Annotated in this window: 17 protein-coding genes, 4 tRNA genes, 1 pseudogene and 1 riboswitch; of the genes and pseudogenes, 6 read left to right on the forward strand and 16 right to left on the reverse strand. The window is 58.6% G+C overall.

The window, feature by feature from the left end; all coding sequences use genetic code 11:
* Window positions 1-531 precede the first annotated feature (531 nt).
* Window positions 532-6,825, forward strand: a complete 6,294-nt coding sequence (locus AB4O41_RS09570; protein ID WP_460147473.1) for a VCBS domain-containing protein — start codon at window positions 532-534, stop codon at window positions 6,823-6,825.
* Between the two features lie 83 nt (window positions 6,826-6,908).
* Here the strand turns inward: AB4O41_RS09570 and AB4O41_RS09575 are convergent.
* A tRNA-Arg gene (locus AB4O41_RS09575) sits at window positions 6,909-6,985 on the reverse strand.
* Window positions 6,986-7,277: 292 nt separating this feature from the next.
* Between AB4O41_RS09575 and AB4O41_RS09580 the strand changes: the two genes are divergently transcribed.
* Window positions 7,278-7,511 (forward strand): hypothetical protein, encoded by a 234-nt coding sequence (locus AB4O41_RS09580; protein WP_460147475.1) that lies wholly within the window; start codon window positions 7,278-7,280, stop codon window positions 7,509-7,511.
* A gap of 22 nt (window positions 7,512-7,533) precedes the next feature.
* Window positions 7,534-7,713 carry a PA3371 family protein gene (locus tag AB4O41_RS09585; RefSeq protein ID WP_460147477.1) on the forward strand — a complete coding sequence of 60 codons (180 nt, stop codon included), beginning with the start codon at window positions 7,534-7,536 and terminating at the stop codon, window positions 7,711-7,713.
* Here AB4O41_RS09585 and phnN read toward each other — a convergent pair.
* Window positions 7,688-8,260, reverse strand: a complete 573-nt coding sequence (phnN, locus tag AB4O41_RS09590) for a phosphonate metabolism protein/1,5-bisphosphokinase (PRPP-forming) PhnN (protein ID WP_460147478.1) — start codon at window positions 8,258-8,260, stop codon at window positions 7,688-7,690. The two genes, AB4O41_RS09585 and phnN, sit on opposite strands and share 26 nt — an antisense overlap.
* A gap of 388 nt (window positions 8,261-8,648) precedes the next feature.
* Here phnN and AB4O41_RS09595 point away from each other — a divergent pair, with 388 nt between their 5' ends.
* Complete coding sequence (locus tag AB4O41_RS09595; RefSeq protein ID WP_003178899.1) at window positions 8,649-8,975, forward strand: Arc family DNA-binding protein; 327 nt, start codon at window positions 8,649-8,651, stop codon at window positions 8,973-8,975.
* 102 nt (window positions 8,976-9,077) lie between these two features.
* On the opposite strand, the gene mgtE is transcribed toward AB4O41_RS09595, so the two are convergent.
* Window positions 9,078-10,520 carry a magnesium transporter gene (mgtE, locus tag AB4O41_RS09600; protein WP_460147480.1) on the reverse strand — a complete coding sequence of 481 codons (1,443 nt, stop codon included), beginning with the start codon at window positions 10,518-10,520 and terminating at the stop codon, window positions 9,078-9,080.
* A gap of 321 nt (window positions 10,521-10,841) precedes the next feature.
* On the opposite strand from mgtE, the gene AB4O41_RS09605 reads away from it, so the two are divergent.
* Entirely contained in the window at window positions 10,842-11,363 is a 522-nt protein-coding gene (locus tag AB4O41_RS09605; protein ID WP_460147482.1) for a cell envelope protein SmpA, read from the forward strand.
* A 19-nt stretch (window positions 11,364-11,382) separates the two neighbouring features.
* Here the strand turns inward: AB4O41_RS09605 and AB4O41_RS09610 are convergent.
* The 7 genes from AB4O41_RS09610 to ltaE all read right to left on the reverse strand — a co-directional run bounded on the left by AB4O41_RS09610 (window position 11,383) and on the right by ltaE (window position 17,348).
* Window positions 11,383-11,459: transfer RNA gene (locus tag AB4O41_RS09610), tRNA-Arg, on the reverse strand.
* 71 nt (window positions 11,460-11,530) lie between these two features.
* Window positions 11,531-11,607, reverse strand: a tRNA-Arg gene (locus AB4O41_RS09615).
* Between the two features lie 107 nt (window positions 11,608-11,714).
* Window positions 11,715-11,805, reverse strand: a tRNA-Ser gene (locus tag AB4O41_RS09620).
* Between the two features lie 62 nt (window positions 11,806-11,867).
* On the reverse strand, window positions 11,868-12,056 hold the full coding sequence (gene csrA, locus AB4O41_RS09625) for a carbon storage regulator CsrA (RefSeq protein WP_002554426.1): 189 nt from the start codon (window positions 12,054-12,056) through the stop codon (window positions 11,868-11,870).
* Window positions 12,057-12,243: 187 nt separating this feature from the next.
* On the reverse strand, window positions 12,244-13,485 hold the full coding sequence (locus tag AB4O41_RS09630; RefSeq protein ID WP_367374604.1) for an aspartate kinase: 1,242 nt from the start codon (window positions 13,483-13,485) through the stop codon (window positions 12,244-12,246).
* Window positions 13,486-13,575: 90 nt separating this feature from the next.
* A complete protein-coding gene (gene alaS, locus AB4O41_RS09635; RefSeq protein ID WP_460147484.1) occupies window positions 13,576-16,197 on the reverse strand; it encodes an alanine--tRNA ligase in 2,622 nt (873 codons plus the stop codon).
* Between the two features lie 146 nt (window positions 16,198-16,343).
* Window positions 16,344-17,348, reverse strand: a complete 1,005-nt coding sequence (gene ltaE, locus AB4O41_RS09640; RefSeq protein WP_460147486.1) for a low-specificity L-threonine aldolase — start codon at window positions 17,346-17,348, stop codon at window positions 16,344-16,346.
* A gap of 300 nt (window positions 17,349-17,648) precedes the next feature.
* A riboswitch (FMN riboswitch) is annotated at window positions 17,649-17,819 on the forward strand.
* A gap of 115 nt (window positions 17,820-17,934) precedes the next feature.
* Between ltaE and AB4O41_RS09645 the strand changes: the two genes are divergently transcribed.
* Window positions 17,935-18,444 carry a 6,7-dimethyl-8-ribityllumazine synthase gene (locus AB4O41_RS09645; protein ID WP_460147487.1) on the forward strand — a complete coding sequence of 170 codons (510 nt, stop codon included), beginning with the start codon at window positions 17,935-17,937 and terminating at the stop codon, window positions 18,442-18,444.
* A gap of 155 nt (window positions 18,445-18,599) precedes the next feature.
* On the opposite strand, the pseudogene astE reads toward AB4O41_RS09645, so the two are convergent.
* From astE to aruF, 6 genes and pseudogenes are all read right to left on the reverse strand, one after another.
* Window positions 18,600-19,609, reverse strand: a pseudogene (gene astE, locus AB4O41_RS09650) (succinylglutamate desuccinylase).
* Window positions 19,610-19,621: 12 nt separating this feature from the next.
* Window positions 19,622-19,912 carry a hypothetical protein gene (locus tag AB4O41_RS09655; protein WP_030131779.1) on the reverse strand — a complete coding sequence of 97 codons (291 nt, stop codon included), beginning with the start codon at window positions 19,910-19,912 and terminating at the stop codon, window positions 19,622-19,624.
* A gap of 54 nt (window positions 19,913-19,966) precedes the next feature.
* Window positions 19,967-21,313 (reverse strand): N-succinylarginine dihydrolase, encoded by a 1,347-nt coding sequence (astB, locus tag AB4O41_RS09660; protein ID WP_460147489.1) that lies wholly within the window; start codon window positions 21,311-21,313, stop codon window positions 19,967-19,969.
* A gap of 139 nt (window positions 21,314-21,452) precedes the next feature.
* Window positions 21,453-22,919, reverse strand: coding sequence for a succinylglutamate-semialdehyde dehydrogenase (astD, locus tag AB4O41_RS09665; protein WP_460147491.1), 1,467 nt, complete (start codon window positions 22,917-22,919; stop codon window positions 21,453-21,455).
* A complete protein-coding gene (gene astA / locus AB4O41_RS09670; protein WP_429547704.1) occupies window positions 22,919-23,944 on the reverse strand; it encodes an arginine N-succinyltransferase in 1,026 nt (341 codons plus the stop codon). The genes astD and astA overlap by 1 nt, the downstream gene beginning before the upstream one ends.
* Before the next feature lie 87 nt (window positions 23,945-24,031).
* Entirely contained in the window at window positions 24,032-25,051 is a 1,020-nt protein-coding gene (gene aruF, locus AB4O41_RS09675) for an arginine/ornithine succinyltransferase subunit alpha (protein WP_007904685.1), read from the reverse strand.
* Between the last annotated feature and the right edge of the window lie 75 nt (window positions 25,052-25,126).

A 25,126-nucleotide genomic window follows, 5' to 3' on the forward strand; every position in this document is an offset into this window, starting at 1 on the left:
AGCCAAGCCAATATTGAGTACCTCTGGCCCCCTTCGCCAAAAACAAATCGACGTAATATTGACACCTTAATACCCGCCTGTCGGAATATTGGCACGTCGCACTGTTAGCTGCGGTTAACACCTTTACAAAGCCTGACCCCACAACTAAACACACATCAAACTGATATCAGGAAAGGCCGTCCCCTGAGTCGGTGCTACCTCAAAACACGGCCTCATTCAGCCATTACTTCAGGAGTCCCTGCCACATGGGTGCTCTCAGTCTAATGCGTGCCATGTGCAGCGCAGCACCAGCTTCGGGCTCACATTCGCCCGACCTGTCCTGCGATCCGCTCCTCAAGCGCGGCGAACTTTTCCATCTGCGCAATACCCACGCGCCTCTGCCGGCAGCGCCTGGCCCGTCAGGCCGACGATGTCCGGCGGCCGCCTCGCACCACTCCTGAACTACCTGAGCGGTGCAAGAACGGGACGTCGTCCTGTTAGCAGTCCCTAGCGATTCTAAAAATAAAAAAATGGCATTTTCGGGAGAAAGACATGGCTACCACCACAACGACCAGCGGCGGCACCGTTACTTCGCTTTCCAATACTCCGCAAGCGACTGACGACATTTTCACGACCGGTGTTATTGGCGCGGGCAGCGCGGCCATCACTGAAGACCTGCTAGGGGTCGTGTACCTGGACGTCATGTCCAATGACCTCGGCGGTAGCGCAAAGACACTTTGGTCACTCGACGATGCGACCAGTCTTTCTACTGCCACCAAGATTTATGCGCCGGCCGATCTCCTGGTCCAGGACACGGGCAGAATCGAGGCGATGAGTACTGACACCAGTTTCAACGGGGCAAAGATCTGGATCACGTCGGATGGCAAGGTCGGCTACGACGCCGCTACGTTGTCGACTGCTTTCAGGACACAACTCCAGTCGCTGGCTGCCGGAGACTCCCTGACGGACAGCTTTACCTATGCAATTCGTCTCGGCAATGGCACGCTCAGCTGGGCCACTGCGCAAGTGCAGTTCGCTGGCATGAATGACAGTGTGACGATGTCCCTCGGCGCTCAGGCTGGCACAGTAACCGAAGATGCGACCACAACGCCGAGCCCGACCGACTCGCTGAGCACGGCGGGCACTATTGCCTTTAGCGATGTTGACCTGAGTGACACGCATACCGCCTCTTTCGTGGCTGCGGGAGGCAATGCCACAGCGCTGGGCAACTTTGCCCTTGCCTCTGTGATCGAAGCGGCCAATGCGGCCAACGGCACCGTTAACTGGACTTACACTCTCAATAATGCGGCAGCCCAATACCTGGCCCAAGGGCAGACTGTTACTGAAACCTATGTGGTCACCATCAATGATGGGCATGGTTCGTCGACCACACAGAATGTGACTGTCTCCATCACCGGCACCAACGATCAGGTGCAGATCACCAGCGGCGTACAGGCCGGCGATGCCGAGGAAGACAGCGGCGACTATGCAGCCAGCGGCAGCATCGCCTTCACCGACGTCGACCTGATCGACACCCACAGCGTCACTGTCACGCCGGGCGCTTCCGGTTATCTGGGCAGCTTCACCACCAATTCACTGAGCGACAGCACCGGTACGGGCAGTGGTTCGCTGGGTTGGAATTTCGCGGTGGACAACACCGCCCTGCAGTTCCTCGGCGAAGGCCAGACCCTCACCCAGACTTATAACGTGACGATCGGCGACGGCGCGGTGCAGACCGTGACTATCACGATTACCGGCACCAACGACCAGCCAACGCTGACGATTGCCGACACTACCGGTGCGATGAGCGAAGGCAATGGCGCGGCCACCCTAAGCGACAGCGGCGCACTAAGCTTTGCCGATCTAGACAATACCGACACGGTGACCGTATCGCAGACCACCAACGGCGACATCGCCTGGAGCGGCGGCGCGCTCAATGTTGGTGTGGCCTCGGCACTGGTGGCTGGTTTTTCGGTCGACCAGAACAGCTGGGACTACAGCAGCAATCAGAACCTCGACTTCCTCGGTGCGGGTGAAACCATCACCTTCTCGTACGCGGTGGTCGCCACCGACGACAGCGGCGCGGATAATGCTGCCTCGGCGACGCAGACCGTCACCATCACTATCACCGGCACTAACGATGCGCCAGTGCTCAGCTTCGCAACGGGCAACGATGCCGGCGCGGTGAAGGAAGACACCACACTTAGCGTGAGCGGTCAGTTCAGCTCGACCGACATCGATCATGCTGCTACGGCCACTTGGAGCATCAATGGTTCGGCTTCGGGCGCCTACGGCTCGATCGCAGTCGACAACACCGGAAAATGGACTTACACCCTGGCCAATGGCTCCGATGGCATTGCCAGTGCGGTGCAGTCGCTGGGGGCTGGCGAGAGTCACGATGAAGTGTTCACCGTGCAGGTCAGCGATGGCCTCGGCGGTGTCGACACCCAACTGGTGACCGTCACCGTCAGTGGCACTAACGACGCGCCCGTGCTCAGCTTCGCAACAGGCAACGATGCCGGCGCGGTGAAGGAAGACACCACACTTAGCGTGAGCGGTCAGTTCAGCTCGACCGACATCGATCATGCTGCTACGGCCACTTGGAGCATCAATGGTTTGGCTTCGGGCACCTACGGCTCGATCGCGGTGGATAGCACTGGAAAATGGACTTACACCCTGGCCAATGGCTCCGATGGCATTGCCAGTGCGGTGCAGTCGCTGGGGGCTGGCGAGAGTCACGATGAAGTGTTCAGCGTGCAGGTCAGCGATGGCCTCGGCGGCGTTGACACTCAGCTGGTGACCGTTACCGTCAGCGGGACCAACGATGCCGCGGTGTTGTCCTCGGCTAACGTCACACTGACCGAAACCAATGCCCCACTGACCACTAACGGCAGCCTGACCATCAGCGACATCGACAGTGCCGCAACCTTCGTCGCGCAGTCCAACACCGCCGGCAGCTACGGCCAGTTCTCCATTGGCACTAATGGTGCCTGGAGCTACGTCGCCAATAGCGCTCACAACGAGTTCGCCGCCGGCACCACCTACACCGACACCTTCGCGGTGAGCAGTGCCGATGGCACCCTCACTTCGGTCACCGTGCACATCAACGGGACTAACGACGCCGCCGTGTTGTCCTCGGCCAACGTCACGCTGACCGAGACCAATGCCCCACTGACCACCAACGGTACCCTGACCATCAGCGATGTCGACAGTGCCGCAACCTTCGTCGCCCAGTCCAACACCGCCGGCAGTTACGGCAAGTTCTCCATCGGCACTAATGGTGCCTGGAGCTACGTCGCCGATAGCGCCCACAACGAGTTCGCCGCCGGCACCACCTACACCGACACCTTCGCGGTGAGCAGTGCCGATGGCACCCTCACCTCGGTCACCGTGCACATCAACGGGACCAACGACGCCGCCGCGCTGTCCTCAGCCAGCGTCACGCTGACCGAAACCGATGCCCCGCTGACCGCCACCGGTACGCTGACCATCAGCGACATCGACAGCCCGGAAACCTTCCAGGCCCAATCCGGTACCGCCGGCGCCAACGGAACCTTCGCCATCAATACCGCGGGCAACTGGAGCTATACCGCCAACTCGGCCTTCGACGCACTCAATGTCGGCAACAGCCTGACCGACACTTTCACGGTACTCAGTGCCGACGGCACCGCGACTGCGGTGACGGTGACCATCAACGGCAGCAACGACTCGCCGACAATTACCTCCAACGGTGGTGGTACGACGGCCTCGATCAGCGTGGCGGAGAACACCACGGCAGTGACGACGGTGGTAGCAACCGACGTTGATCTTCCGGCACAAACTCTGAGCTACAGCGTTGTCGGGGGAGCAGATGCCGCGAAGTTCTCGATCGTTTCAGGCACGGGCGCGCTGAGCTTTGTCTCTGCACCTAACTTTGAGTCCCCGACTGATTCAGGAACGAACAACATCTATGACGTAATTGTGCGGGCATCGGACGGCACGCTGTTTGACGACCAAACGATCGCGGTGACCGTGACGGGCGTCAATGACAACACCCCGACGATCACCTCCAACGGGGGCGGTGCGACCGCTTCGGTCAGCGTGGCGGAGAACACCACGACAGTCACAACGGTGGTGGCAAGCGATGCTGATCTTCCGGCGCAAACCCTGAGCTACAGCATCGTTGGCGGAGCGGATGCCGCGAAGTTCTCGATCGTTTCAGGCACGGGCGCGCTGAGCTTTGTTTCTGCGCCCAACTTTGAGACGCCGACTGATTCAGGAACGAACAACGTCTATGACGTGATCGTGCGGGCATCGGACGGCACACTGTTTGACGATCAGGCGCTCGCGGTGAGCGTAACGGGCGTCAACGACAACACCCCGGTGATCACCTCCAACGGGGGGGGTGCGACGGCTTCGGTCAACGTGGCGGAGAACACCACGGCGGTCACGACAGTGACGGCGACAGACGCTGATCTGCCGGCGCAAACCCTGAGCTACTCGATCCTGAATACGGTCGGGACGGACTTCAGCAAGTTCTCGATCAGTTCAAGCGGGGTGCTGACGTTCAATTCGGCGCCGGATTACGAGGATGCCCAGGATGTCGGTGGTGCTGACGGTGACAATGCCTATGTAGTGGACGTTCAGGTGGCCGACGGCAATGGCGGAACCGACACCCAGACGATTACGGTGAATGTGCAGAACGTAGTTGAAACTCCAGTTGATACCGTGGCCCCGACAGTGAGCGTGACGGGGACGGCCTTAGGGAGTTCAATCGGTTCAACGTCGACGGTCACATTCCAGTTCAGTGAGGTTGTGAGCGGTTTCAACCTTTCGGACGTCACGGTGACTACAACGAGCGGAACGCCCCGCGGAACCTGGAGCAACTTCACGCAGGTAGACGGCGATACCTACACGGCAACGCTGACTAGAACACAATCCGGTGGCGTGAAAGTCGACGTTACCGCGAACAGCTACACCGACCTGGCGGGCAATACGGGTGCTGCCGGGAGCAGCGCAATCCTTCCAGCGGGGGTTGCCGGTGAACCCATCAATCTAGCCCTCAACATTCCGTCAGCTGATATTAGCGGCCCGATAACCGTGTCAATCAGCGGTGTTCCTTCGGGATGGATATTCAATGCGGGAGCTGACAACGGCGACGGCACCTGGACCGTGCAGACCAGTGATCCTGGCGCATTGACTGTGACAACCCCAAGCGATTTCGCGGGAGCGTTGGTGCTTGATGTCAACATGTACTGGAGCAACAGCGACGGCAGCGACGGTAGCGCCTATGTGTTCAACAACGTCGAAGTCTATGCACCCGGCGCGCCGATTTTCGCCTTGTCCGCTGACGACAACCTGACCGGCTCGTCCGGTGCCGACACGTTCGTCTTCGCCCAGCCGATCGGCAACAACCAGATCCACAGTTTCGATATCACGGCAGACAAGATCGACTTGATCGGCTTCGCGGGCGTCAACGGTTTTGCTGATTTGAGTATCACTAACGACGCCAACGGCAATGCGCTGGTCAGCATCAACTCCGGCCAGTCGGTCACCCTTAAAGGTGTCGATGCGGCGGACTTGAGCGAAGCGAACTTCCAGTTCGATGTGGACCCGGTGATGATCAATGCCGGTACCCTCACCATTGCCGACGGCGCGATCATGCCGTTCGGTGGCAGCATTCATAATAGCGGCACCATCGAACTCGGCTCCACCGGCAGCGAGACCAATCTTGAGATTCTGTTCCGTGGTGCGACCTTGACCGGTGGCGGCCAAGTACTGCTATCCGACAGCGCGCAAAATGTGATTTTCGGCGGCAGCGCCGACACCGTGCTGACCAACGTCGACAACCGTATTTCCGGCGCTGGCCAGTTGGGCGCCGGGCAGTTGGTATTGGTCAATGCGGGGCTGATCCTGGCCAGCGGACTGAACAGCCTGGTGCTCGACACTGGCAGCCATAGGATCACCAACAGCGGGGTGTTGGAATCCACCGGTGAAGGCGGCATGACGGTGGCCAGCACAGTCGACAACTCCGGCCACTTATGGGCCAACGGTGGCGACCTGCGCCTGCTGGCTGACGTGATGGGCAATGGCAGCGCTACTATCGACGGCGACGCAACCCTGACCTTTTCCGGCGCTGCACACGGGTCCGTCGCCTTCCACGGTGAAGGCGCGGGCACGCTGGTGATCACACAAGCCGAAGCGGCGGGTTCCCTGGTCGGCATCCTTGGCCTGGAAAGCGATGACATGCTGACCTTCGGCGATCTCGCCTTCGGCGCCAACACCCAACTCAGCTACAGCGCCAACGCCTCTGGCACCGGCGGCCTGCTGACAGTGGACGACGGCGTGCATCGGGCCGAGGTGAACTTGCTGGGGCACTACACAGTGGATGACTTCCAGGCCACCGACGGCGGCGAGACCGGTACCCAAGTCAGTTACAGCGGCGAATCCAGCGGCACACTGGTGGGCAGCATGGAGGCGGACGTACTCAGTGGTGGCGATGGCAACGACATCATCGCAGGTCGTGGCGGCGAGGACACGCTCAGCGGTGGCTCGGGAGCCGATATGTTCGCCTATCTCAACGTGGCTGAAGGCGGGGATACCATCCTCGACTACAACTTCGCCGAAGGTGACGCGCTCGACCTCTCCGCACTGCTCAGCGCCAACTTCGTTAGCGGTGTCAGCCAGGCGTCCGACTTCGTCCAACTGGCGCAATCAGGCAGCGACATCACCGTGAAGGTGGATGCCGATGGCGCAGCCAATGGTACGAACTTCGCCGATGTGGCGGTCCTTGCCAACACCGGCACGAGCGGTACCGATCTGGTGCGCACCTGGTTTGGGGAGGGTGACCATACGTTGACGGCTTGATGCGGGGCTGGAGTTGAATCCACCACTGCAGACAGCCACAAAAAAGCCCCACCAGATCACTCTGCGTGGGGCTTTCAAATAGATGGTGTCCCAGGGCAGGTTCGAACTGCCAACCTTCCCCTTAGGAGGGGGATGCTCTATCCAATTGAGCTACTGAGACACAAGTCGCTCCGCAAGCAATGCGCAGCGATAGACGGCGTGCATGTTAACGGGCAGGCCCGCTTTTGTCATGTCGTCCGTAGGGCTTTTTAAGTGTAGGCAGACGCCTCACGGTAGCGCGGCTTTGTTTACCGTGCAAATTGCATCACTGCAAAATGCCATCATTGCAAAATGCAATGCAGAGATTTTGCAAAAATATCTTAATTCATTGTTTTTAAAGGATTTAATAGTCGTTAAACTTTTGGCATGCAGGCTGCTTCGGCTGTTCTCACAGAACACAGGAGGTCAGCCCCATGAACAGCGCTTTGTTAGTCGCAAACGCGGTCGCTTTAGCGGTTCTGGTGGGTTTTCATTTCTTCCCCGAAAACGACGTTGTGACGATTGCTCAACGCATCCCCCATTACCTGCAACTGCAAAAAACACCGCAGTTGGCAGTCATGAGCGATCAACGCGGTTTTGTCAGCCAAGAGGTGAGCCAAGAGACTATTCAGTTGCGCACACAGTCTTTTGAACGCTTGGTATTTTGAATCACCCCATCAGGAGCACCGCATGTCCAAATCAGCCGCAGGATTTTTCATCCTCGCTTTACTGAGTGGCATCCTTCATCTGTCATTGGTTCAGGACATGGTCGTCACCCTGCCCCTGATTGCTTGCGGCGTATTCGTTGCACTGTTCGTGCTGGCGCTGATCGCCGGGCGCAAGATCAAGTTCGATCCGGTTTTGCGCTGAGACTCAGCAGCTTCAGAAGATTGGCGACGGTGCCAGCAAGGTCGCCGGAGTTATCGAGTCGGCAGATCTGCGTATCACCGCTTGAATCGTCAGCCGCGAACAGCCTATTACGGCGCAGTCTTGCTTCAATTTCTGCCGGGCTCTCACGCCCCCGACGTAGCAGACGCTCGCGCAGCGCTTCATCCTTGACCGTCAACAGCACCGGCAATAGCGTGGGATAACGCTGTTGCGCTTCTGCCAGGTGCCCGCGAGAACCGTTGATCAAAACATCGCGACCGTCCACAAGCCATTGGTCTATGCGCACTGGAATACCGTAACTCAGCCCATTGGCTTGCCACGACAATGCAAAATCCCCTTTGGCTCTGCGTCGTTCGAACTCTTCGCGGGAAACCTCGATGGCGTCTTCACCCACGGATTCTGCCGAGCGCGTGATAACGCGGCGCACGACTTCACAATTGCCTGCGCGCAACGGCTCGCGAGCGGCTTCGATGAGGCTGTCCTTGCCGGATCCCGAAGGCCCCATTAAATAAATCAGCCTGCCATCCATCCTTAAATCATCCCGCGCGATGTGCCCACACTAGTATTTCGGCCATTTGCCACTATCCTTGTATAAGGTAAGGAACAAGGATCGAATCCGCATAGCATGCACCTTCAGGCGTCTTCGGGCATCACCTGTCGGGCAAGAGGACGCGGTTCAGCGATACGGACTCATGGATTATTTTCAGACCAGTCCGCATTTCTGATAACAGGTGCTGGCATTAAGCCTTTACCCAGATCAATATTTGTCACAGAATTGACGCCAATGATCTGGCTAATTTGAGGCATGATGCGCGCCTCTATCAATTCAGGTTGAACATTTGGCCGGAGTGCTTGTCCTATCTGACATCCTGCGGCCTATCCCGAGAACCGCTCCCCTGAACTAACCGGTTAAATATATGCGCCCATTGAAACAGGCAATTTATTCCAGCCGTACGGCTGACAAGTTCGTCGTACGTCTGCCAGACGGAATGCGTGAACGCATTGCCGAGGTGGCTCGCAATCATCATCGCAGCATGAACTCCGAAATCATCGCGCGCCTTGAGCAAAGTCTTATTCAGGAAGGCGCGTTGGGTGAAGAATTGAGCATGCGCCTGGACAGCCCCGAGCTGTCATTGCATGAACGCGAACTGCTGCAACGCTTCCGCCAACTCTCCCACCGTCAGCAAAACGCTCTGGTTTCGCTGATCGCCCATGACGCCGAAATGGCCGCAGACGCTTCCTGATTCATCCCGAAAGCTCAAGCCAGCGTAATTGCTGGCTTTTTTTTGCCTGAAATCTGGCTAAAAAAACCCGCCGATCAGGCGGGTTGTTTTTGAAGCAAGACGTCAAAGCAGGAAAATCGTCGCCAGCCCGAGGAAGATGAAAAAGCCACCGCTGTCGGTCATGGCAGTGATCATCACACTGGCACCCATTGCCGGGTCGCGCCCAAGCCGCGCCAGGGTCATTGGAATCAAAACCCCCATCAATGCTGCAAGCAACAGGTTAAGCGTCATGGCGGCGGTCATCACCACGCCCAGGGACCAACTGCCATAAAGCAGATAGGCCACCACACCAATCACGCCGCCCCAGACCAAACCATTGATCAAGCCTACCGCCAACTCCTTGCGCATCAGCCGCGACGTATTGCCGGTACTGACCTGGTCCAGCGCCATGGCCCGAACGATCATGGTGATCGTCTGGTTACCCGAGTTGCCACCGATACCGGCAACGATCGGCATCAATGCCGCAAGTGCTACCAGTTTCTCGATAGAGCCTTCGAACAGGCCGATCACCCGGGATGCAATGAACGCAGTAATCAGGTTCACCGCCAGCCAGGCCCAACGGTTACGCAGGGATTTCCAGACTGACGCGAAAATATCTTCTTCTTCACGCAGACCCGCCATGTTGAGAACTTCGTTTTCGCTCTCTTCACGAATCAGGTCGACCATTTCATCGATGGTCAGACGACCGATCAACTTGCCGTTCTTGTCGACCACTGGGGTCGAGATCAAGTCGTAACGTTCGAATGCTTGAGCGGCCTCGTAAGCATCTTCGTCCGGATGAAAACTCACCGGGTCACTGGCCATGACTTCCGACACTTGCTTTTCCGGGTCGTTGACCAGCAGACGTTTGATCGGCAACACGCCCTTGAGCACGCCATCGTAATCGACCACGAACAGTTTGTCGGTGTGGCCCGGCAGCTCCTTGAGACGGCGCAGGTAACGCAAAACCACTTCGAGGCTGACATCCTCACGGATGGTCACCATCTCGAAGTCCATCAGCGCACCGACTTGATCCTCGTCATAGGACAACGCGGAGCGGACGCGCTCACGCTGTTGGCCATCGAGGGTTTCCATCAGCTCGTGGACGACGTCTCGCGGCAGCTCGGAGGCCAGGTCAGCGAGTTCGTCGGCATCCATATCCTTGGCCGCCGCCAGGAGCTCATGATCGTCCATGTCGGCGATCAGGGTTTCACGAACCGAATCGGATACTTCGAGCAGAATGTCGCCGTCGCGATCAGCCTTGACCAATTGCCAGACCGTCAGACGATCGTCCACCGGCAAGGCTTCAAGGATGTAGGCAACGTCGGCGGAGTGCAGATCATCGAGCTTGCGCTGCAACTCGACGAGGTTTTGCCGGTGAACCAGATTCTCGACCCGGTCGTGATGCGGACCTTCCTGGCGATGAGTCAGGTCTTCGACCACCCGCTGGCGCTGCAGCAGCTCAACGACTTGAGCGAGGCGATCTTGCAAGCTTTCCTGCGTTTTCTTTACTTCAACTTCAGACATAGGCGAACTCCACTCCCAGCAGCGGGGCACGCCGGAAGGATCAATCAGTCAATTCATGATTGTAGAAACGGGGTACTGAGTAACTACTGGGTAAGTCCATGGAGGTATTCCACAAGCCCCGGCGGGGCTGACGGGCGCAATGATAACACCGCCTGACGGTTTTAAACGTTAAAAAATCGCGGCTGAAACAAGTGCTTGCGAGACAAACTTGAGCGCCATCCTGATCCATGAAACTGCGACGACTTATCCTGAAAAGAAAACACACCGCCGCCTGAAAATGTAATGACTACCCTTGATGGAGACCGTCATGGAGGACGTCGAATGCCATCCAATGCTCATTATTTGTTTGCCGCCCTGCTCTGCCTACCGCCCCAGGTGCTCGCCACGACCGTTCACCGGTGCGAAGCCGCCGATGGGCACATCACCTTCACGACCTTGAGCTGCACGGCCGGAGAAAGCCTCTCACTTCAGGACGCACACCCGTTTTCGCCGGGCACCGCGACGCCCCTGATGCCAGAAGCCGAGTTTCGCGAAACATCAGGTACGAAATCTCAAACTCAAAGGAGAGAGCCGACGGTCGTTGGTCAGTCCGAGGGCAAATGCGGAAATCTGCTCAGCGCGAAGGAACGCCGCATAGCGATCATCAATCAGCGGGTCGTTGCCGGCATGAGTCAGCAGGACGTCGAAAGCGCTCTCGGCAAGCCCGACAAAATCAGCACCCGCAATTCAGCCACAAGCTATCGCTACGACAACAAGCGAGGGCGCAGTGCTCATATCGAGTTCGACGAGAAAGGTTGTACCAAAGGAAAAGCCAAATCGCAGACGGCAAAAAGCCCGCGTTAAACGCGGGCTTTTTGGTGTTTGGTGCACTCGACAGGATTCGAACCTGTGACCGCTCGGTTCGTAGCCGAGTACTCTATCCAGCTGAGCTACGAGTGCATTTGTGTTTTTATACCAGATCACAACTGGTTGAAGCCAAGTTATTCACATTGCTGCAAACAACTCTTAAATGGTGCACTCGACAGGATTCGAACCTGTGACCGCTCGGTTCGTAGCCGAGTACTCTATCCAGCTGAGCTACGAGTGCATTTGTTGCCGCGCATTATAGGCCGTCTAATCTCTATGTCAAACACTTTTTCTAGTAATTTCAAACACTTACCGAATAAGCCAGATTACAACGTACTACGCAAATAATGGCGGAGAACGGGGGATTCGAACCCCCGACACCCTTTTGAGGTGTACTCCCTTAGCAGGGGAGCGCCTTCGGCCACTCGGCCAGCTCTCCGCAACACGGGGCGTATCTTAACCAACCTTTTCCCCGTTTGCAAACATAAAAAACGATAAAAATTAATGGCTTGGTTCTTCGTCCTTCTCTTTCTTTATACGCAGGTAAATTTCTTCACGGTGCACAGCAACCTCTTTCGGGGCGTTGACACCTATACGCACTTGATTTCCTTTAACGCCGAGCACGGTCACGGTGATTTCGCCATCACCAATAATCAGGCTTTCTGCGCACCGACGAGTCAGAATCAGCATACCTTTCTCCTCACGCATTTCATTTCAGGGACAACAGTCTGCAAAAAAAAGGCATTCGACCTACAACCGGAGCGATCGCAGCCCTACATGCCTGAGTATTGACTAGCGCGAGCAAAAGAACAGTTTTGGTACGCGCCATTCAAAAAAACGAAGGGCGCGGTCAGACCGCGCCCTTGGAGAACCGTATTTACTCGCCCTGTCGGGCCGGCGCATCCAGTTCGAAAGCCGTGTGCAGAGCGCGCACAGCCAGTTCCAGGTACTTCTCTTCGATTACCACGGACACCTTGATTTCCGAGGTCGAGATCATCTGGATGTTGATGCTTTCTTTCGCCAGGGATTCGAACATACGGCTGGCCACGCCTGCGTGGGAGCGCATGCCGACGCCGACGATCGAGACCTTGGCAATCTTGGTGTCGCCAACGACTTCACGGGCACCGATCTCGCGAGCGGTGTTTTCCAGCACGGTTTGCGCCGCCTGGTAGTCGTTGCGGTGCACGGTGAAGGTGAAGTCGGTGGTGTTATCGTGCGCAACGTTCTGCACGATCATGTCGACTTCGATGTTCGCGGCACTGATCGGGCCGAGAATCTTGAAAGCAACGCCCGGGATGTCTGGCACGCCACGGATGGTCAGCTTGGCTTCATCGCGGTTGAAAGCGATACCGGAAATGATCGGCTGTTCCATGGTTTCCTCTTCATCAATAGTAATGAGGGTGCCCGGACCCTCCTTGAAGCTGTGCAGTACGCGCAGCGGAACGTTGTACTTGCCGGCGAATTCCACCGCACGGATCTGCAACACCTTGGAACCGAGGCTGGCCATTTCCAGCATCTCTTCAAAGGTGATCTTGTCCAGGCGCTGAGCCACGGACACCACACGCGGGTCGGTGGTGTAGACGCCGTCGACGTCGGTGTAGATCTGGCATTCGTCAGCCTTCAGGGCCGCCGCCAGCGCTACGCCGGTGGTGTCGGAACCGCCACGACCGAGGGTGGTGATATTGCCGTGCTCGTCGACGCCCTGGAAACCAGCGACAACCACCACACGACCGGCCTTCAGGTCACCGCGAATCTTCTGGTCATCAATCTGCAAGATACGCGCTTTATTGTGCGCGCTATCCGTCAGAATCCGTACCTGATTGCCGGTGTACGACACCGCTGGCACGCCGCGCTTGATCAGCGCCATGGCCAACAGTGCAATCGTCACCTGCTCACCGGTGGATACGATCACATCCAGCTCGCGAGGAACCGGTTGGCCGTCGCCACTGATTTGCTTGGCCAGATCGATCAGACGGTTGGTTTCGCCGCTCATTGCAGACAGCACAACCACCAGGTCATCGCCCGCATCGCGGAATTTCTTAACCTTGTCGGCGACCTGCTCGATTCTCTCGACAGTGCCGACTGAGGTGCCTCCAAATTTCTGTACGATCAAAGCCATTTCAAAGCCGCCTCTGCCCATGAAGGGCGCCCAATAATCACTCAAACAGCGTTCTGGCCCGCCACTAGACCGCGGGCCAGGCACACTGCCTTATAAACCCTGCTCTACAAATGGAACAGTCAGGGCCAATGCGCCATCCAGTGCGCCAGCGTCAATACCACCGCCCTGCGCCATGTCTGGACGACCACCGCCCTTCCCGCCCACTGCCGCAGCAGCCTGTTTCATCAAATCACCGGCTTTGAGTTGGCCAGTCAGGTCTTTGGTTACGCCTGCAACCAGAACGACCTTTTCCTCATGGACACTGCCGAGCAGGATCACTGCGCGGCCGAGTTTGTTTTTCAGTTGATCGACCAGCGCCAGCAGCGCCTTGCCATCCTGACCGTCCAGACGCACGGCCAGCACTTTCACGCCTTTGACGTCCAGGGCAGAAGCCGACAGATCGTCGCCCGCCGCGCTGGCCGCCTTGGCCTGCAACTGCTCGAGTTGCTTCTCCAGCAGACGGTTGCGCTCCAGCACAGCCGACAGCTTGTCGATCAGGTTATCGCGGCTGCCCTTGACCAGGTTGGCCGCTTCCTTGAGTTGTTCTTCAGCCGCGTTCAAGTAGGCCAGCGCGGCTGCGCCGGTGACTGCCTCGATACGACGCACACCGGAGGCCACACCGCCTTCGCTGGTGATTTTCAGCAGGCCGATGTCGCCGGTACGGTTGGCGTGAATACCGCCGCACAGCTCGACGGAGAAATCGCCCATGCTCAGCACGCGCACGCTGTCGCCGTACTTCTCGCCGAACAGCGCCATGGCGCCTTTCTGCTTGGCGGTTTCGATATCGGTTTCTTCGGTTTCAACCGGCGAGTTCTTGCGAATCTCGGCGTTGACGATGTCTTCCAGCGCCTTCAACTGCTCAGGCTTGATCGCTTCGAAGTGGCTGAAGTCAAAGCGCAGACGCTGACTGTCGACCAACGAGCCTTTCTGCTGAACGTGCTCGCCCAGTACCTGGCGCAATGCGGCGTGCAGCAAGTGAGTGGCGGAGTGGTTCAACGACGTCGCGTGACGCACGTCGGCATCGACATGAGTCTGCACCGGAATACCCACGATCAGGCTGCCCGAATCCAGCACACCGTGGTGCAGGAACGCACCGCCGGTCTTGGTGGTGTCGCGCACGTCGAAACGTGCAGCGCCAGCCTGGAGGAAGCCGCAGTCGCCGATCTGACCGCCCGATTCAGCATAGAACGGGGTCTGATCGAGAACGACCACGCCCTCTTCGCCTTCGCTCAGCACGTCAACCGATTGCCCTTCTTTATAGAGAGCAACGATTTTGGCGGAACCGCTGTGAGCGGTGTAACCGGTGAACTCGGTGGCCACATCAACCTTGACCAGGCTGTTGTAGTCCATGCCGAAGGAGCTGGCGGAGCGAGCTCGCACGCGCTGGGCTTCCATTTCGCGCTCGAAGCCTTCCTCGTCGATAGTCAGGCTGCGCTCGCGAGCGATGTCGCCGGTCAGGTCCATCGGGAAACCGTAAGTGTCGTAGAGTTTGAACACCACATCGCCCGGCACCACGTCGCCTTTGAGTTCGGCCAGATCCTGCTCGAGGATCTTCAAGCCTTGCTCCAGGGTCTTGGCGAATTGCTCTTCTTCAGCCTTCAGGACGCGCTCGATGTGCGCCTGTTGGGATTTCAGCTCAGGGAATGCTTCGCCCATCTCGGCGACCAGGGCTGCAACGATCTGATAGAAAAAGCTGCCCTTGGCGCCCAGCTTGTTACCGTGACGGCAAGCGCGACGAATGATCCGGCGCAGCACATAACCGCGACCTTCGTTGGACGGCAGTACGCCATCGGCAATCAGGAAGCCGCACGAACGAATGTGGTCAGCCACGACTTTCAGCGACGCCTGAGCGTCGTTGGTGCAACCGATGGCTTTGGCCGATGCGGTCAGCAGGCTCTGGAACAGGTCGATTTCATAGTTCGAGTGAACGTGCTGCAGCACGGCACTGATCCGCTCCAGGCCCATGCCGGTATCCACCGACGGTGCTGGCAACGGGTGCAACACGCCATCGGCGGTGCGGTTGAACTGCATGAACACGTTGTTCCAGATCTCGATGTAACGGTCACCGTCTTCTTCCGGCGAGCCCGGCGGGCCACCCCAGATGTCGGCGCCGTGATCATAGAAAATCTCGGTGCAAGGACCGCACGGGCCGGTATCACCCATGGTCCAGAAGTTGTCGGACGCGTACGGCGCACCTTTGTTGTCGCCGATGCGAACCATGCGCTCGGCTGGCACGCCGATGTCTTTGGTCCAGATGTCGTACGCCTCGTCATCGCTGGCGTAGACGGTGACCCAGAGCTTTTCTTTCGGCAGGTTCAGCCACTTCTCGGAGGTCAGGAAGTTCCAGGCGTAGGTGATGGCGTCACGCTTGAAATAATCACCGAAGCTGAAGTTACCCAGCATTTCGAAGAAGGTGTGGTGACGGGCGGTATAACCGACGTTTTCCAGGTCGTTGTGCTTGCCGCCGGCGCGCACGCATTTCTGGCTGCTTACAGCGCGGGTGTACGCGCGCTTTTCCTGGCCCAGAAAGCAGTCCTTGAACTGGTTCATCCCCGCGTTAGTGAACAGCAGGGTTGGGTCGTTGCCCGGAATCAAAGAGCTGGAGGCTACTCGGGTGTGGCCTTGCTCTTCGAAGAAGCGAAGGAAGGCTTCACGGATTTCTGCGCTTTTCATTAGGTTCTTCCACGGAGGCTGCGGCCAAAGGCCTGTGCGAAACGTCAACAGACGAAGCGACGGCAAAGGGCCGCATTATATCGGCCCTGCGCGCGGGGTACAGCGTGTTTATACGATAGAAAGGGTCAATTGGACCGCTAACGCGATCAGTTGCGGGAAAAGTCGACGAATGTAGCGACGACTTGCTCGATTTGCGCACGGCTGACGTCCATGTGCGTGACCATTCGCAGACGACCGGCAGCGCTGAGTTTGATCCCGCGCGTCGCCGCGAAGGCCTTGATCGCTTCAGCCTTGTCGCCCATCTGCACGTAAACCATATTGGTCTGCACTGGCTCGACCTCATAGCCCGCCGCTCGCAGGCCGTCGGCCAGCATTTGTGCGTTGGCATGATCATCCGCCAGGCGCTGAATATTATTATCCAGCGCATAGAGTCCCGCCGCGGCGAGAATCCCGGCCTGACGCATACCGCCGCCGACCATCTTGCGCAGACGTCGCGCCTTGGCAATCAACTCGACCGGGCCGCACAACACCGAACCGATCGGCGCACCCAGGCCTTTGGACAGGCAAACCGACACCGAATCGAAATGCTGAGTGATCTCCCGCGCATCGACACCCAGCTTGACTGCCGCGTTGTAGAGCCGTGCGCCATCCAGATGCAGCGCCAGACCATTTTCAAGAGTGAAGCTGCGAGCCCGGGCGAGATACTCCAACGGCAGAACCTTGCCCTGCATGGTGTTTTCCAGCGCCAGCAAACGGGTACGGGCGAAGTGGAAGTCATCCGGCTTGATCGCGGCGGCGACCTGCGCCAGGTCCAGCGAACCATCGGCCTGCACTTCCAGCGGCTGCGGCTGGATCGAACCGAGCACTGCCGCGCCGCCACCTTCGTACTTATAGGTGTGGGCCTGTTGACCGACAATGTATTCGTCACCGCGATCGCAGTGGGCCATCAGGCCCAGCAAGTTGCTCATGGTGCCCGTCGGAACGAACAGCGCAGCGGCAAAACCCAACTGATTTGCAAGCTCGGCTTCCAGACGGTTGACCGTCGGATCTTCGCCATAAACGTCGTCACCGGTGGCGGCATTGGCCATCGCGTCGAGCATCCCTGCGGTCGGTTGGGTGACGGTGTCGCTGCGAAGATCGATAACACTCATGAATCTGGCCTCGGAAAGCGGGGGAAAATCCCTTTTGGAATGGAATTACTGCGGTCATGTCGGCGAATAATCAAGCCTTGAACGAGGAAAAGGCGCTTTACGTCTTCGAAAAAGCGCAATCCATGTGGGAGCGGGCTTGCTCGCGAAGGCGGACTGACAGTTAACATTTGCGTTGAATGCTAAACCGCTTTCGCGAGCAAGCCCGCTCCCACAGGTTCTGCATTTTGATTGACGGGTATTGGCATGCACGCCACGGAAATATGTGTTAAAAACGCTTCGCCGCCAAACAATCTGGCGGCAAAACGTTCTCAGGGCGGGGTGTAACTCCCCACCGGCGGTAATTGCGCGCAATGCGCATAGCCCGCGAGCGCTTGGCGACAGGCACGGCAATGGCTGTGATGGCGACAAGGTCAGCAGACCCGGTGTGATCCCGGGGCCGACGGTCATAGTCCGGATGAAGAGAGAACGGGATTGGCGCCGCCTAGGCTCTGCACCAAAGCGCCGTCCGTAGGCACTTGTGCCTGCGTACCCTTAAATCCCATTCGATTCATAACGCCCTGTTTTTCACACAAACAGGAGTCAGAACATGCAACCCACCGCAATCGATAGCAAAAGCAAAAACCATCAGGGCGAGCGCGTCGCGTTCATCCAGGCCTGCTGGCACAAGGAAATCGTTGACCAGAGCCGTAAAGGCTTTGTCACCGAAATGATTGCTCAGGGTTATCAAGAGTCGGACATCGATTTCTTCGAAGTCGGCGGCGCCTTTGAAATTCCGCTGCACGCCAAGTTGCTGGCCAAGTCCGGCCGTTATGCCGGCATCGTCGCGGCGGGCCTGGTGGTCGACGGCGGCATCTATCGCCACGAATTCGTCGCTCAGTCGGTAATCAGCGGCCTGATGCAGGTTCAGCTGGAAACTGAAGTGCCAGTGTTCTCGGTGGTTTTGACCCCGCACCACTTCCATGCCGGCGAAGAGCATCAGAAGTTCTTCTTCGAGCATTTCGTGCATAAAGGTCAGGAAGCGGCGAAGACTTGCGTGGATACACTGCACAAGATGCGGGCGTTGCGTCGCAGTGAGCCACGCGCGGTAGCCGTCTAGACACAAAACCTGTGATTTGGGTGGAGTCTTGGGCTTCACTCAAATCAACTGTGGAGCGGGCTTGCTCGCGAAAGCGGTTTGACATTCAACGTATTTTTTGACTGTCAGTCCGCTTTCGCGAGCAAGCCCGCTCCCACATTTGTTATGTGTCGTGCTTAAGCGAGGTTTTTATCGGTGGTCGGCACGATCAGGATGCCGGCGCGCAGGCCGTTCTTGACCTTGGGGTTCGGGAAGATGATCCGGGCGCCCTTCTCTTCGATGACCCAGCGGGTATTGGCGATGTCCTCGGCCAACACATACCCCACTTTCAATTCCGAAAAGTTTTCGATGTCCGCCGGCAGGTTCAGGCGGAAGTTATCACTGTGCTTGATGATTTCCCGCGCAACGCTGAACAACTGCAACCCATCCAGCCCGTCGTCGGTCATTGGCGGCTCGGTGCCTTCGATGATCTGCTTCAGACGAGTTTCAAGAAGGCTGACGTTGACCCCATCGTTCTGCCCGAAAGGCCGGGCCTTACCCAGCTCCAGGGTGAAGGACTCCGCGTCAAGCTTGTCGTAGGTGTAGGAGCTGAAGACGATGGAGGGTTTGTTCTGCAACAGCACCGCTTCCATGCCGGCGGCGCGCAGACGAGCCAGTTCCAGGCGTGAATGCTGACGACCTTCTTCCAGGGATACAGGGCGAACTGCTCGATTTTCGAGCCACGGATTGCCGTATGCAGGTCGTAGTGCAGGCGATTGCGATCCGGCAGGCTGAAGAAAGTCGCCGCCAGCCGCTCCAGCTCACAAGCGCGCAAGGCCTCGGAACCGCTGGTTTGTTCGTGACGGCCGTTGAACAGCCGATTGACGTCCTGCTCGATGAAACGCTCACCGCGGCGGATAGCCTCGGGGTTGCCGAACAGGAACAGAATACGTGCACGCGGTTTCAAGTCACCGCGGGCGATGTCATGCAACAGACGATCGAGCAGCTCGATCGGCGCTGTTTCGTTGCCATGGATACCGGCCGAAAGCAGCAGGTCCAGGCCGTTGTCGCGGGCTTCAGGTGGCCGGACTTCCAGCGCACCTTCGCTCAACCAGCGCATCCGCACGCCTTCGACAGTCAGTTGAGTCTTCTCCGCCGGTTCGCGACCGGCGAGGGTCAGTTCAAGCAGTTTGCCGAGGGCGAGCATAGAGCGGTTTCCTTAGTGGTCGTGATTGCAATCCGGGCCGTGTACGTGGTCCTCATCATCACCGACTTCAGCCGGTTCCATCTCCAGTTGCAGACTTACCAGATTAGTCGCCAATGGGCGAAGCAGCAGGTTTGCGTATTCAGCGTCACCTTCTTCGACGTCCACGCCGATCAGCAACTGGCCGCGGCCGTCCTGCTGGATCCACAGCTCTTTACCTTGCCACATGACCGCTACGCGGGTGCAGGAAGTTTCCAGTTGCGTGCCGTCGGTGTCTTCAAGGATCAGCTGCAGGGTATCGCTCATGTTTTACGCTCTCGTCTGGAGATAGCGCGGCGCATTCAATTCATGCGCCGACTTTCAATTGATCTGGAATGGATAAACCGCGCCCAGTTTAAGGATTTGCGTCAGTTCATCCAGTGCCGTCCGGCACTCAAGCAGCAATTGCGGGTCCGCGAGATCGTTTTCGGTCATGCGGTCGCGGTAGTGCTTGTCGACCCATTCGGTCAATGTGCCGTACAACGGTGCCGTCATGATAACTCCTTGGTTGACGGCCGCCAGTTCGGTTTCGTTAAGTGCGACGCGTAACCGCAGGCAAGCCGGGCCACCGCCGTTCTGCATGCTCTGCTTGAGATCGAAAACTTTTACTTCGCGGATCAGGCCGCCAGAGCTGGTCAGGCCTTGCAGGTACTGCCAGACACGCTCGTTGCCACGGCATTCTTCCGGCACGATCAATAGCATGGAGCCGTCAGGACGCGACAGCAGCTGGCTATTGAACAGGTAGGAACGAACAGCGTCTTCCACGGTGACCGCGGAACGCGGTACGCAGATCGACTGAAATTTCCCACCGACTTTTGCGAGTTTGCCGTGCAGTTCAGCGAGCATCTGCTCGGTGTCGAGGAAGGCGTCCTCGTGATAGAACAGCACTTCGCCGTTACCCACCGCGATCACGTCGTTGTGGAACACACCCTGATCGATCACCGAAGGGTTCTGCTGGGCATAGACCACGCCGTCATCGCTCAGACCGTGCAGACGCGCGACGGCCTGGGACGCTTCGAGCGTCTGGCGTGCCGGGTACTTTTGCGGATTCGGGTAACGGGTGTCGAACGCGCTGCGACCGAACACGAAAAACTCGACGCCGGCTTCACCGTATTCACGGCAGAAACGGGTGTGGTTGGCCGCGCCTTCGTCACCGAACTGCGCCACGGCCGGCAAAGCGGCGTGGTGAGCAAAGTGCTTCTGATCGGCGAACATCGCTCCCAGTACGCGGCTGGTGGTCGGGTGTTCGATGCTGCGGTGGTATTTGCAGTTGAGGTTGGCGGCGGTGAAATGCACGCGGCCATCCGCAGTGTCGGCGCTCGGGCTGACCGTGGCGGCGTTGGCCACCCACATGCTCGACGCCGAGCAACTGGCAACCAGCAGCGGCATGGCCTCTTTGGCGGCGCGCTCGATCACCTGAGCATCGGTACCGCTGAAACCCAGGCGGCGCAGTGCGGCTACGTCCGGACGTTCTTGTGGCGCCAAAACGCCTTGCTGAAAGCCCATTTCCATCAGCGCTTTCATCTTCGCCAGGCCTTGCAGCGCGGCTTCCTTCGGGTTCGAAGACTGCTGGCTGTTGCTCTGGGACGCGACGTTGCCGTAGGACAAGCCGCCGTAGTTATGGGTCGGCCCCACTAGACCGTCAAAATTGACTTCATAGGATTTCATCAGCGAGGCTCCACGAGAATCTGTTGTTATAGGCTTCTGGTAACTGTTCTTTTAGACCGAGGCGCGGCCTTCGCGAGCAAGCCCGCTCCCACATTGGAATGCATTTTCCTGTGGGAGCGGGCTTGCTCGCGAATGGGCGTCACGCCATCTTCAAGCCGGGCGTCAGGGTTGCAGGCAAGGTCAGGCTCGGGGTTTCCAGCGAGGCCACCGGGTACGCGCAGTAATCTGCGGCGTAGTAGGCGCTGGCGCGATGGTTACCCGATGCGCCGACACCGCCGAATGGCGCGCTGCTTGCCGCACCGGTCAGCTGCTTGTTCCAGTTGACGATACCGGCGCGGCTTTCCAGCCAGAACTGCTGATAACGCGCTTCGGAATCCGACAGCAGACCGGCCGCCAGGCCATAGTCGGTGTCGTTGGCTTCAGCGATCGCCGCTTCAAAATCAGCGTAGCGGATCACTTGCAGCAGCGGACCGAACAGCTCTTCGTCCGGGCGATCGGCAACCGCCGTCACGTCCAGAATGCCGGGGGTCAGCAAGGCTGCCTGAGCCTGAGGCTGAGTCATTTCCAAAAGCGCCACTGCGCCGTTGGCCAGCAGATGTTCTTGCGCATCCATCAGCGCTTTCGCAGCGCCGAGGGAAATTACCGAGCCCATGAAAGGCGCCGGTTGCTGATCGAACGCACCGACTTCAATCGTCGAGCTGACCGCTACCAGACGCGCCAGCAGCGTATCGCCCCAAGCGCCTTGCGGCACCAGCAAGCGGCGGGCACAGGTGCAACGCTGACCGGCAGAAATGAATGCCGACTGAATGATGGTGTAAACGGCGGCATCGAGGTCCGCGACCTGATCCACCACCAATGGATTGTTGCCGCCCATTTCCAGCGCGAGGATCTTGTCCGGACGACCGGCAAACTGCTGGTGCAGGTGATTGCCGGTACGGCTGGAACCGGTGAAGAACAGACCGTCGATGCCCGGGTTCGCCGCCAGGGCGATACCGGTTTCGCGAGCGCCTTGCAGCAGGTTCAGCACGCCGGCCGGCAGACCCGCTTCGATCCAGCACTTGACCGTCAGCTCGGCAACTTTCGGGGTCAGCTCACTTGGCTTGAACAGCACACTGTTACCGGCCAGCAGCGCCGGCACGATGTGACCGTTCGGCAAGTGGCCGGGAAAGTTGTAAGGACCAAACACTGCCACCACACCGTGTGGCTTGTGGCGCAACACCGCAGTGGCGTCGCCCAGCGGGCCGCTCTTCTCGCCGGTACGTTCGCGGTAGCTCTGCACCGAGATGGCAATCTTGTTGACCATGCTGGTGACTTCAGTCGCCGCTTCCCACAGGGGTTTGCCGGTTTCTTCGCCGATGGTGCGAGCCAGTTCGTCAGCATGATTCTTCAGCGCAGCGGCAAAGGCTTCCAGCACGCTGATGCGTTCTTCCAGGGTACGGCGAGCCCAGCCCGGGAACGCTTGACGCGCAGCTTGCACAGCCGACTCGACCTGACCGGTCGTGGCGCCTTCGCCGGCCCACAGCACTTGCTGGGTCACCGGGTTTACCGATTGAAAGCTTTCACCCTGACCGGCCAGCCATTCACCGGCGACGTATAGCGAATTCATTATTTCGACTCCCGAGCAGCGGACAACGGGACGGCGCGCACTTGATCGCCGGCGTTGAGTTGAAGACGTTTGGCGGTCAGCGGATCGACCACCAAAGTGCCGGCTGCGAAGCGTGCTGGCGCGGCAGTGATCCGGCAGTCTTCGCGCTTGCGGTTATGAATCAGGAACGGCGTGGCGTCGTCACCCGGGGTGCCGATGGCCAGCACCAGCGCCTGGCTGTCGCGCACTGCGCGGATCTTGGTGGTTTCGCATTCCACCGCAGGACCGGCATCGAAAATGTCGACGTAGCCTTGGTAGCTGAAACCTTCGCTCTTGAGCATCGACAGCGCCGGCTCGGTGTCCGGGTGAACCTGGCCGATCACGTTGCGCGCGTCTGGCGACAGGAAACAGGTGTACAGCGGGAATTTCGGCATCAGTTCGGCGATGAACGCCTTGTTGCCCACGCCGGTGAGGTAATCGGCCTGGCTGAACTCCATCTTGAAGAAGTGCCGACCCAGGCTTTCCCAGAACGGCGAACGCCCGGCCTCATCGGACACACCGCGCATTTCGGCGATGATCTTGTTGCCAAACAGTTGCGGGAACTCAGCGATGAACAGCATCCGCGCCTTGGCCAACATGCGGCCGTTGAGGCCAGTGCGGAAATCGGCGTGCAGGAACAACGAGCACAGCTCGGAATTGCCGGTCAGGTCGTTGGCCAGGAACAGCGTCGGAATCTCGCGGTAGATATTCAGCTCTTGCGAGGCGCTGACAGTCAGACCGACGCGGAAGTTGTACCAGGGCTCACGCAGTCCGACGGCGCCAGCAATGGCGGAAATGCCCACCACGCGGCCGTTGTCGTCTTCGAGCACGAACAGGTAGTCCGCATCGCCCCGCCCGGCTTCGCCGCGAAAGGTCTTCTCGGCCCAACCGACTCGATGGGCCAGACGCTCTTCGTTGGCCGGCAAGGTGGTCAGGCCGGTGCCGGTGCTGCGGGCCAGGTCGATCAGAGCGGGTAAATCGCTGCTGCGTACGGGACGAACGATCATGCTATCTCCTCAAACGGGCCGCTTGCGCCACCCGTGAAACTCGCTGCTTTACTAAGCATTCATTCTTTATAGACATAGCAGCAGGCGTTAAACCGCCACCAGGCGCACGCTGGCACCTTCACCGACGCCCAAGGCTTCGGCGGCTTCCAGATCCAGGGTCACGGGTTTGCCCGGCGCGTAATCGAGCTCAAGCAAAACGGCGCGGTAATCCTGCAACTGGGCGTTGGCCACCAGGTATTGACGACCGGCACCTTTGACTGGCTCACCGATTTTCACCGGGACTACACGGCTCTGGGCGATCGAACGGATCCCCGAGACACGGGCATGCAGGGTCGGGCCACCGTCGAAAATGTCGATGTAGTGATCGGTCTCGAAGCCTTCGCGCATCAGGATGTCGAAAGTGATCTGCGCCCGTGGATGCACCTGGCCCATCGCCTCTTGAGCGGAGTCCGGCAGCAACGGCACGTAGATCGGGTAATGCGGCATCAGCTCAGCCAGGAACGTGCGGCTTTTCAAGCCACACAGACGCTCGGCGGCGGCGTAGTTGAGGTCGAAGAAGTTGCGACCGATGGCATCCCAGAATGGCGAGTCGCCATTTTCGTCGCTGTAACCGACGATCTCGGTGACCACCGAATCGGCAAAGCGCTCCGGATGGCTGGCCACGAACAGCAGGCGACCACGGGAATTGAGCTCCGCCCAAGGCGAACCTACCAATTCCGGCTTCACGTAGAAACTGGTCAGCAAGCTGTTACCGGTCAGGTCGTGGCACTGGGAGAGCACGTGGATCTTGTTGTGAATCTTCAGCTCGCGGGAGGCGTGGACGAACGTTTCGTTACGAAAGCTGTAGAACGGCTCGGAATAACCGGCCGAGGCAACGATGGCCGAACAGCCGACCAGCTTACCGGTGGCCGTGTCTTCGAGGACGAAGAAATAGCTCTCTTCACCGTTGAAGCTGACTTCGGCAGCGAACGAGGCTTCGCTTGCGGCGATCTTGTCGCTCAGGCGTTCAACGTCATCCGGCAAGGAAGTGACACCAATCGGGCTGTCCGCAGCCAGACGCTGTACCTCGCCCAGATCAGCCATTTGCGCGGGGCGCATCACCAGCATGGTGTCACTCCTTTCTCGAAAAAATTCATTAGAAAAATACCCGGCTCATGTGGGAGCGGGCTTGCCCGCGATAGC

This window comes from Pseudomonas sp. S2_A02, assembly GCF_054668495.1.

Coding starts and splice junctions, on each gene's coding strand:
- mgtE (WP_460147480.1), bottom strand. CDS start 10,520: ATGTCTGAAGTTGAAGTAAAGAAAACGCAGGAAAGCTTGCAAGATCGC.
- AB4O41_RS09655 (WP_030131779.1), bottom strand. CDS start 19,912: ATGAGCGATACCCTGCAGCTGATCCTTGAAGACACCGACGGCACGCAA.
- astA (WP_429547704.1), bottom strand. CDS start 23,944: ATGATCGTTCGTCCCGTACGCAGCAGCGATTTACCCGCTCTGATCGAC.
- astB (WP_460147489.1), bottom strand. CDS start 21,313: ATGAAATCCTATGAAGTCAATTTTGACGGTCTAGTGGGGCCGACCCAT.
- AB4O41_RS09630 (WP_367374604.1), bottom strand. CDS start 13,485: ATGGCTTTGATCGTACAGAAATTTGGAGGCACCTCAGTCGGCACTGTC.
- AB4O41_RS09645 (WP_460147487.1), top strand. CDS start 17,935: ATGCAACCCACCGCAATCGATAGCAAAAGCAAAAACCATCAGGGCGAG.
- astD (WP_460147491.1), bottom strand. CDS start 22,919: ATGAATTCGCTATACGTCGCCGGTGAATGGCTGGCCGGTCAGGGTGAA.
- csrA (WP_002554426.1), bottom strand. CDS start 12,056: ATGCTGATTCTGACTCGTCGGTGCGCAGAAAGCCTGATTATTGGTGAT.
- AB4O41_RS09595 (WP_003178899.1), top strand. CDS start 8,649: ATGCGCCCATTGAAACAGGCAATTTATTCCAGCCGTACGGCTGACAAG.
- AB4O41_RS09570 (WP_460147473.1), top strand. CDS start 532: ATGGCTACCACCACAACGACCAGCGGCGGCACCGTTACTTCGCTTTCC.
- phnN (WP_460147478.1), bottom strand. CDS start 8,260: ATGGATGGCAGGCTGATTTATTTAATGGGGCCTTCGGGATCCGGCAAG.
- AB4O41_RS09605 (WP_460147482.1), top strand. CDS start 10,842: ATGCCATCCAATGCTCATTATTTGTTTGCCGCCCTGCTCTGCCTACCG.
- ltaE (WP_460147486.1), bottom strand. CDS start 17,348: ATGAGTGTTATCGATCTTCGCAGCGACACCGTCACCCAACCGACCGCA.
- AB4O41_RS09580 (WP_460147475.1), top strand. CDS start 7,278: ATGAACAGCGCTTTGTTAGTCGCAAACGCGGTCGCTTTAGCGGTTCTG.
- aruF (WP_007904685.1), bottom strand. CDS start 25,051: ATGCTGGTGATGCGCCCCGCGCAAATGGCTGATCTGGGCGAGGTACAG.
- AB4O41_RS09585 (WP_460147477.1), top strand. CDS start 7,534: ATGTCCAAATCAGCCGCAGGATTTTTCATCCTCGCTTTACTGAGTGGC.
- alaS (WP_460147484.1), bottom strand. CDS start 16,197: ATGAAAAGCGCAGAAATCCGTGAAGCCTTCCTTCGCTTCTTCGAAGAG.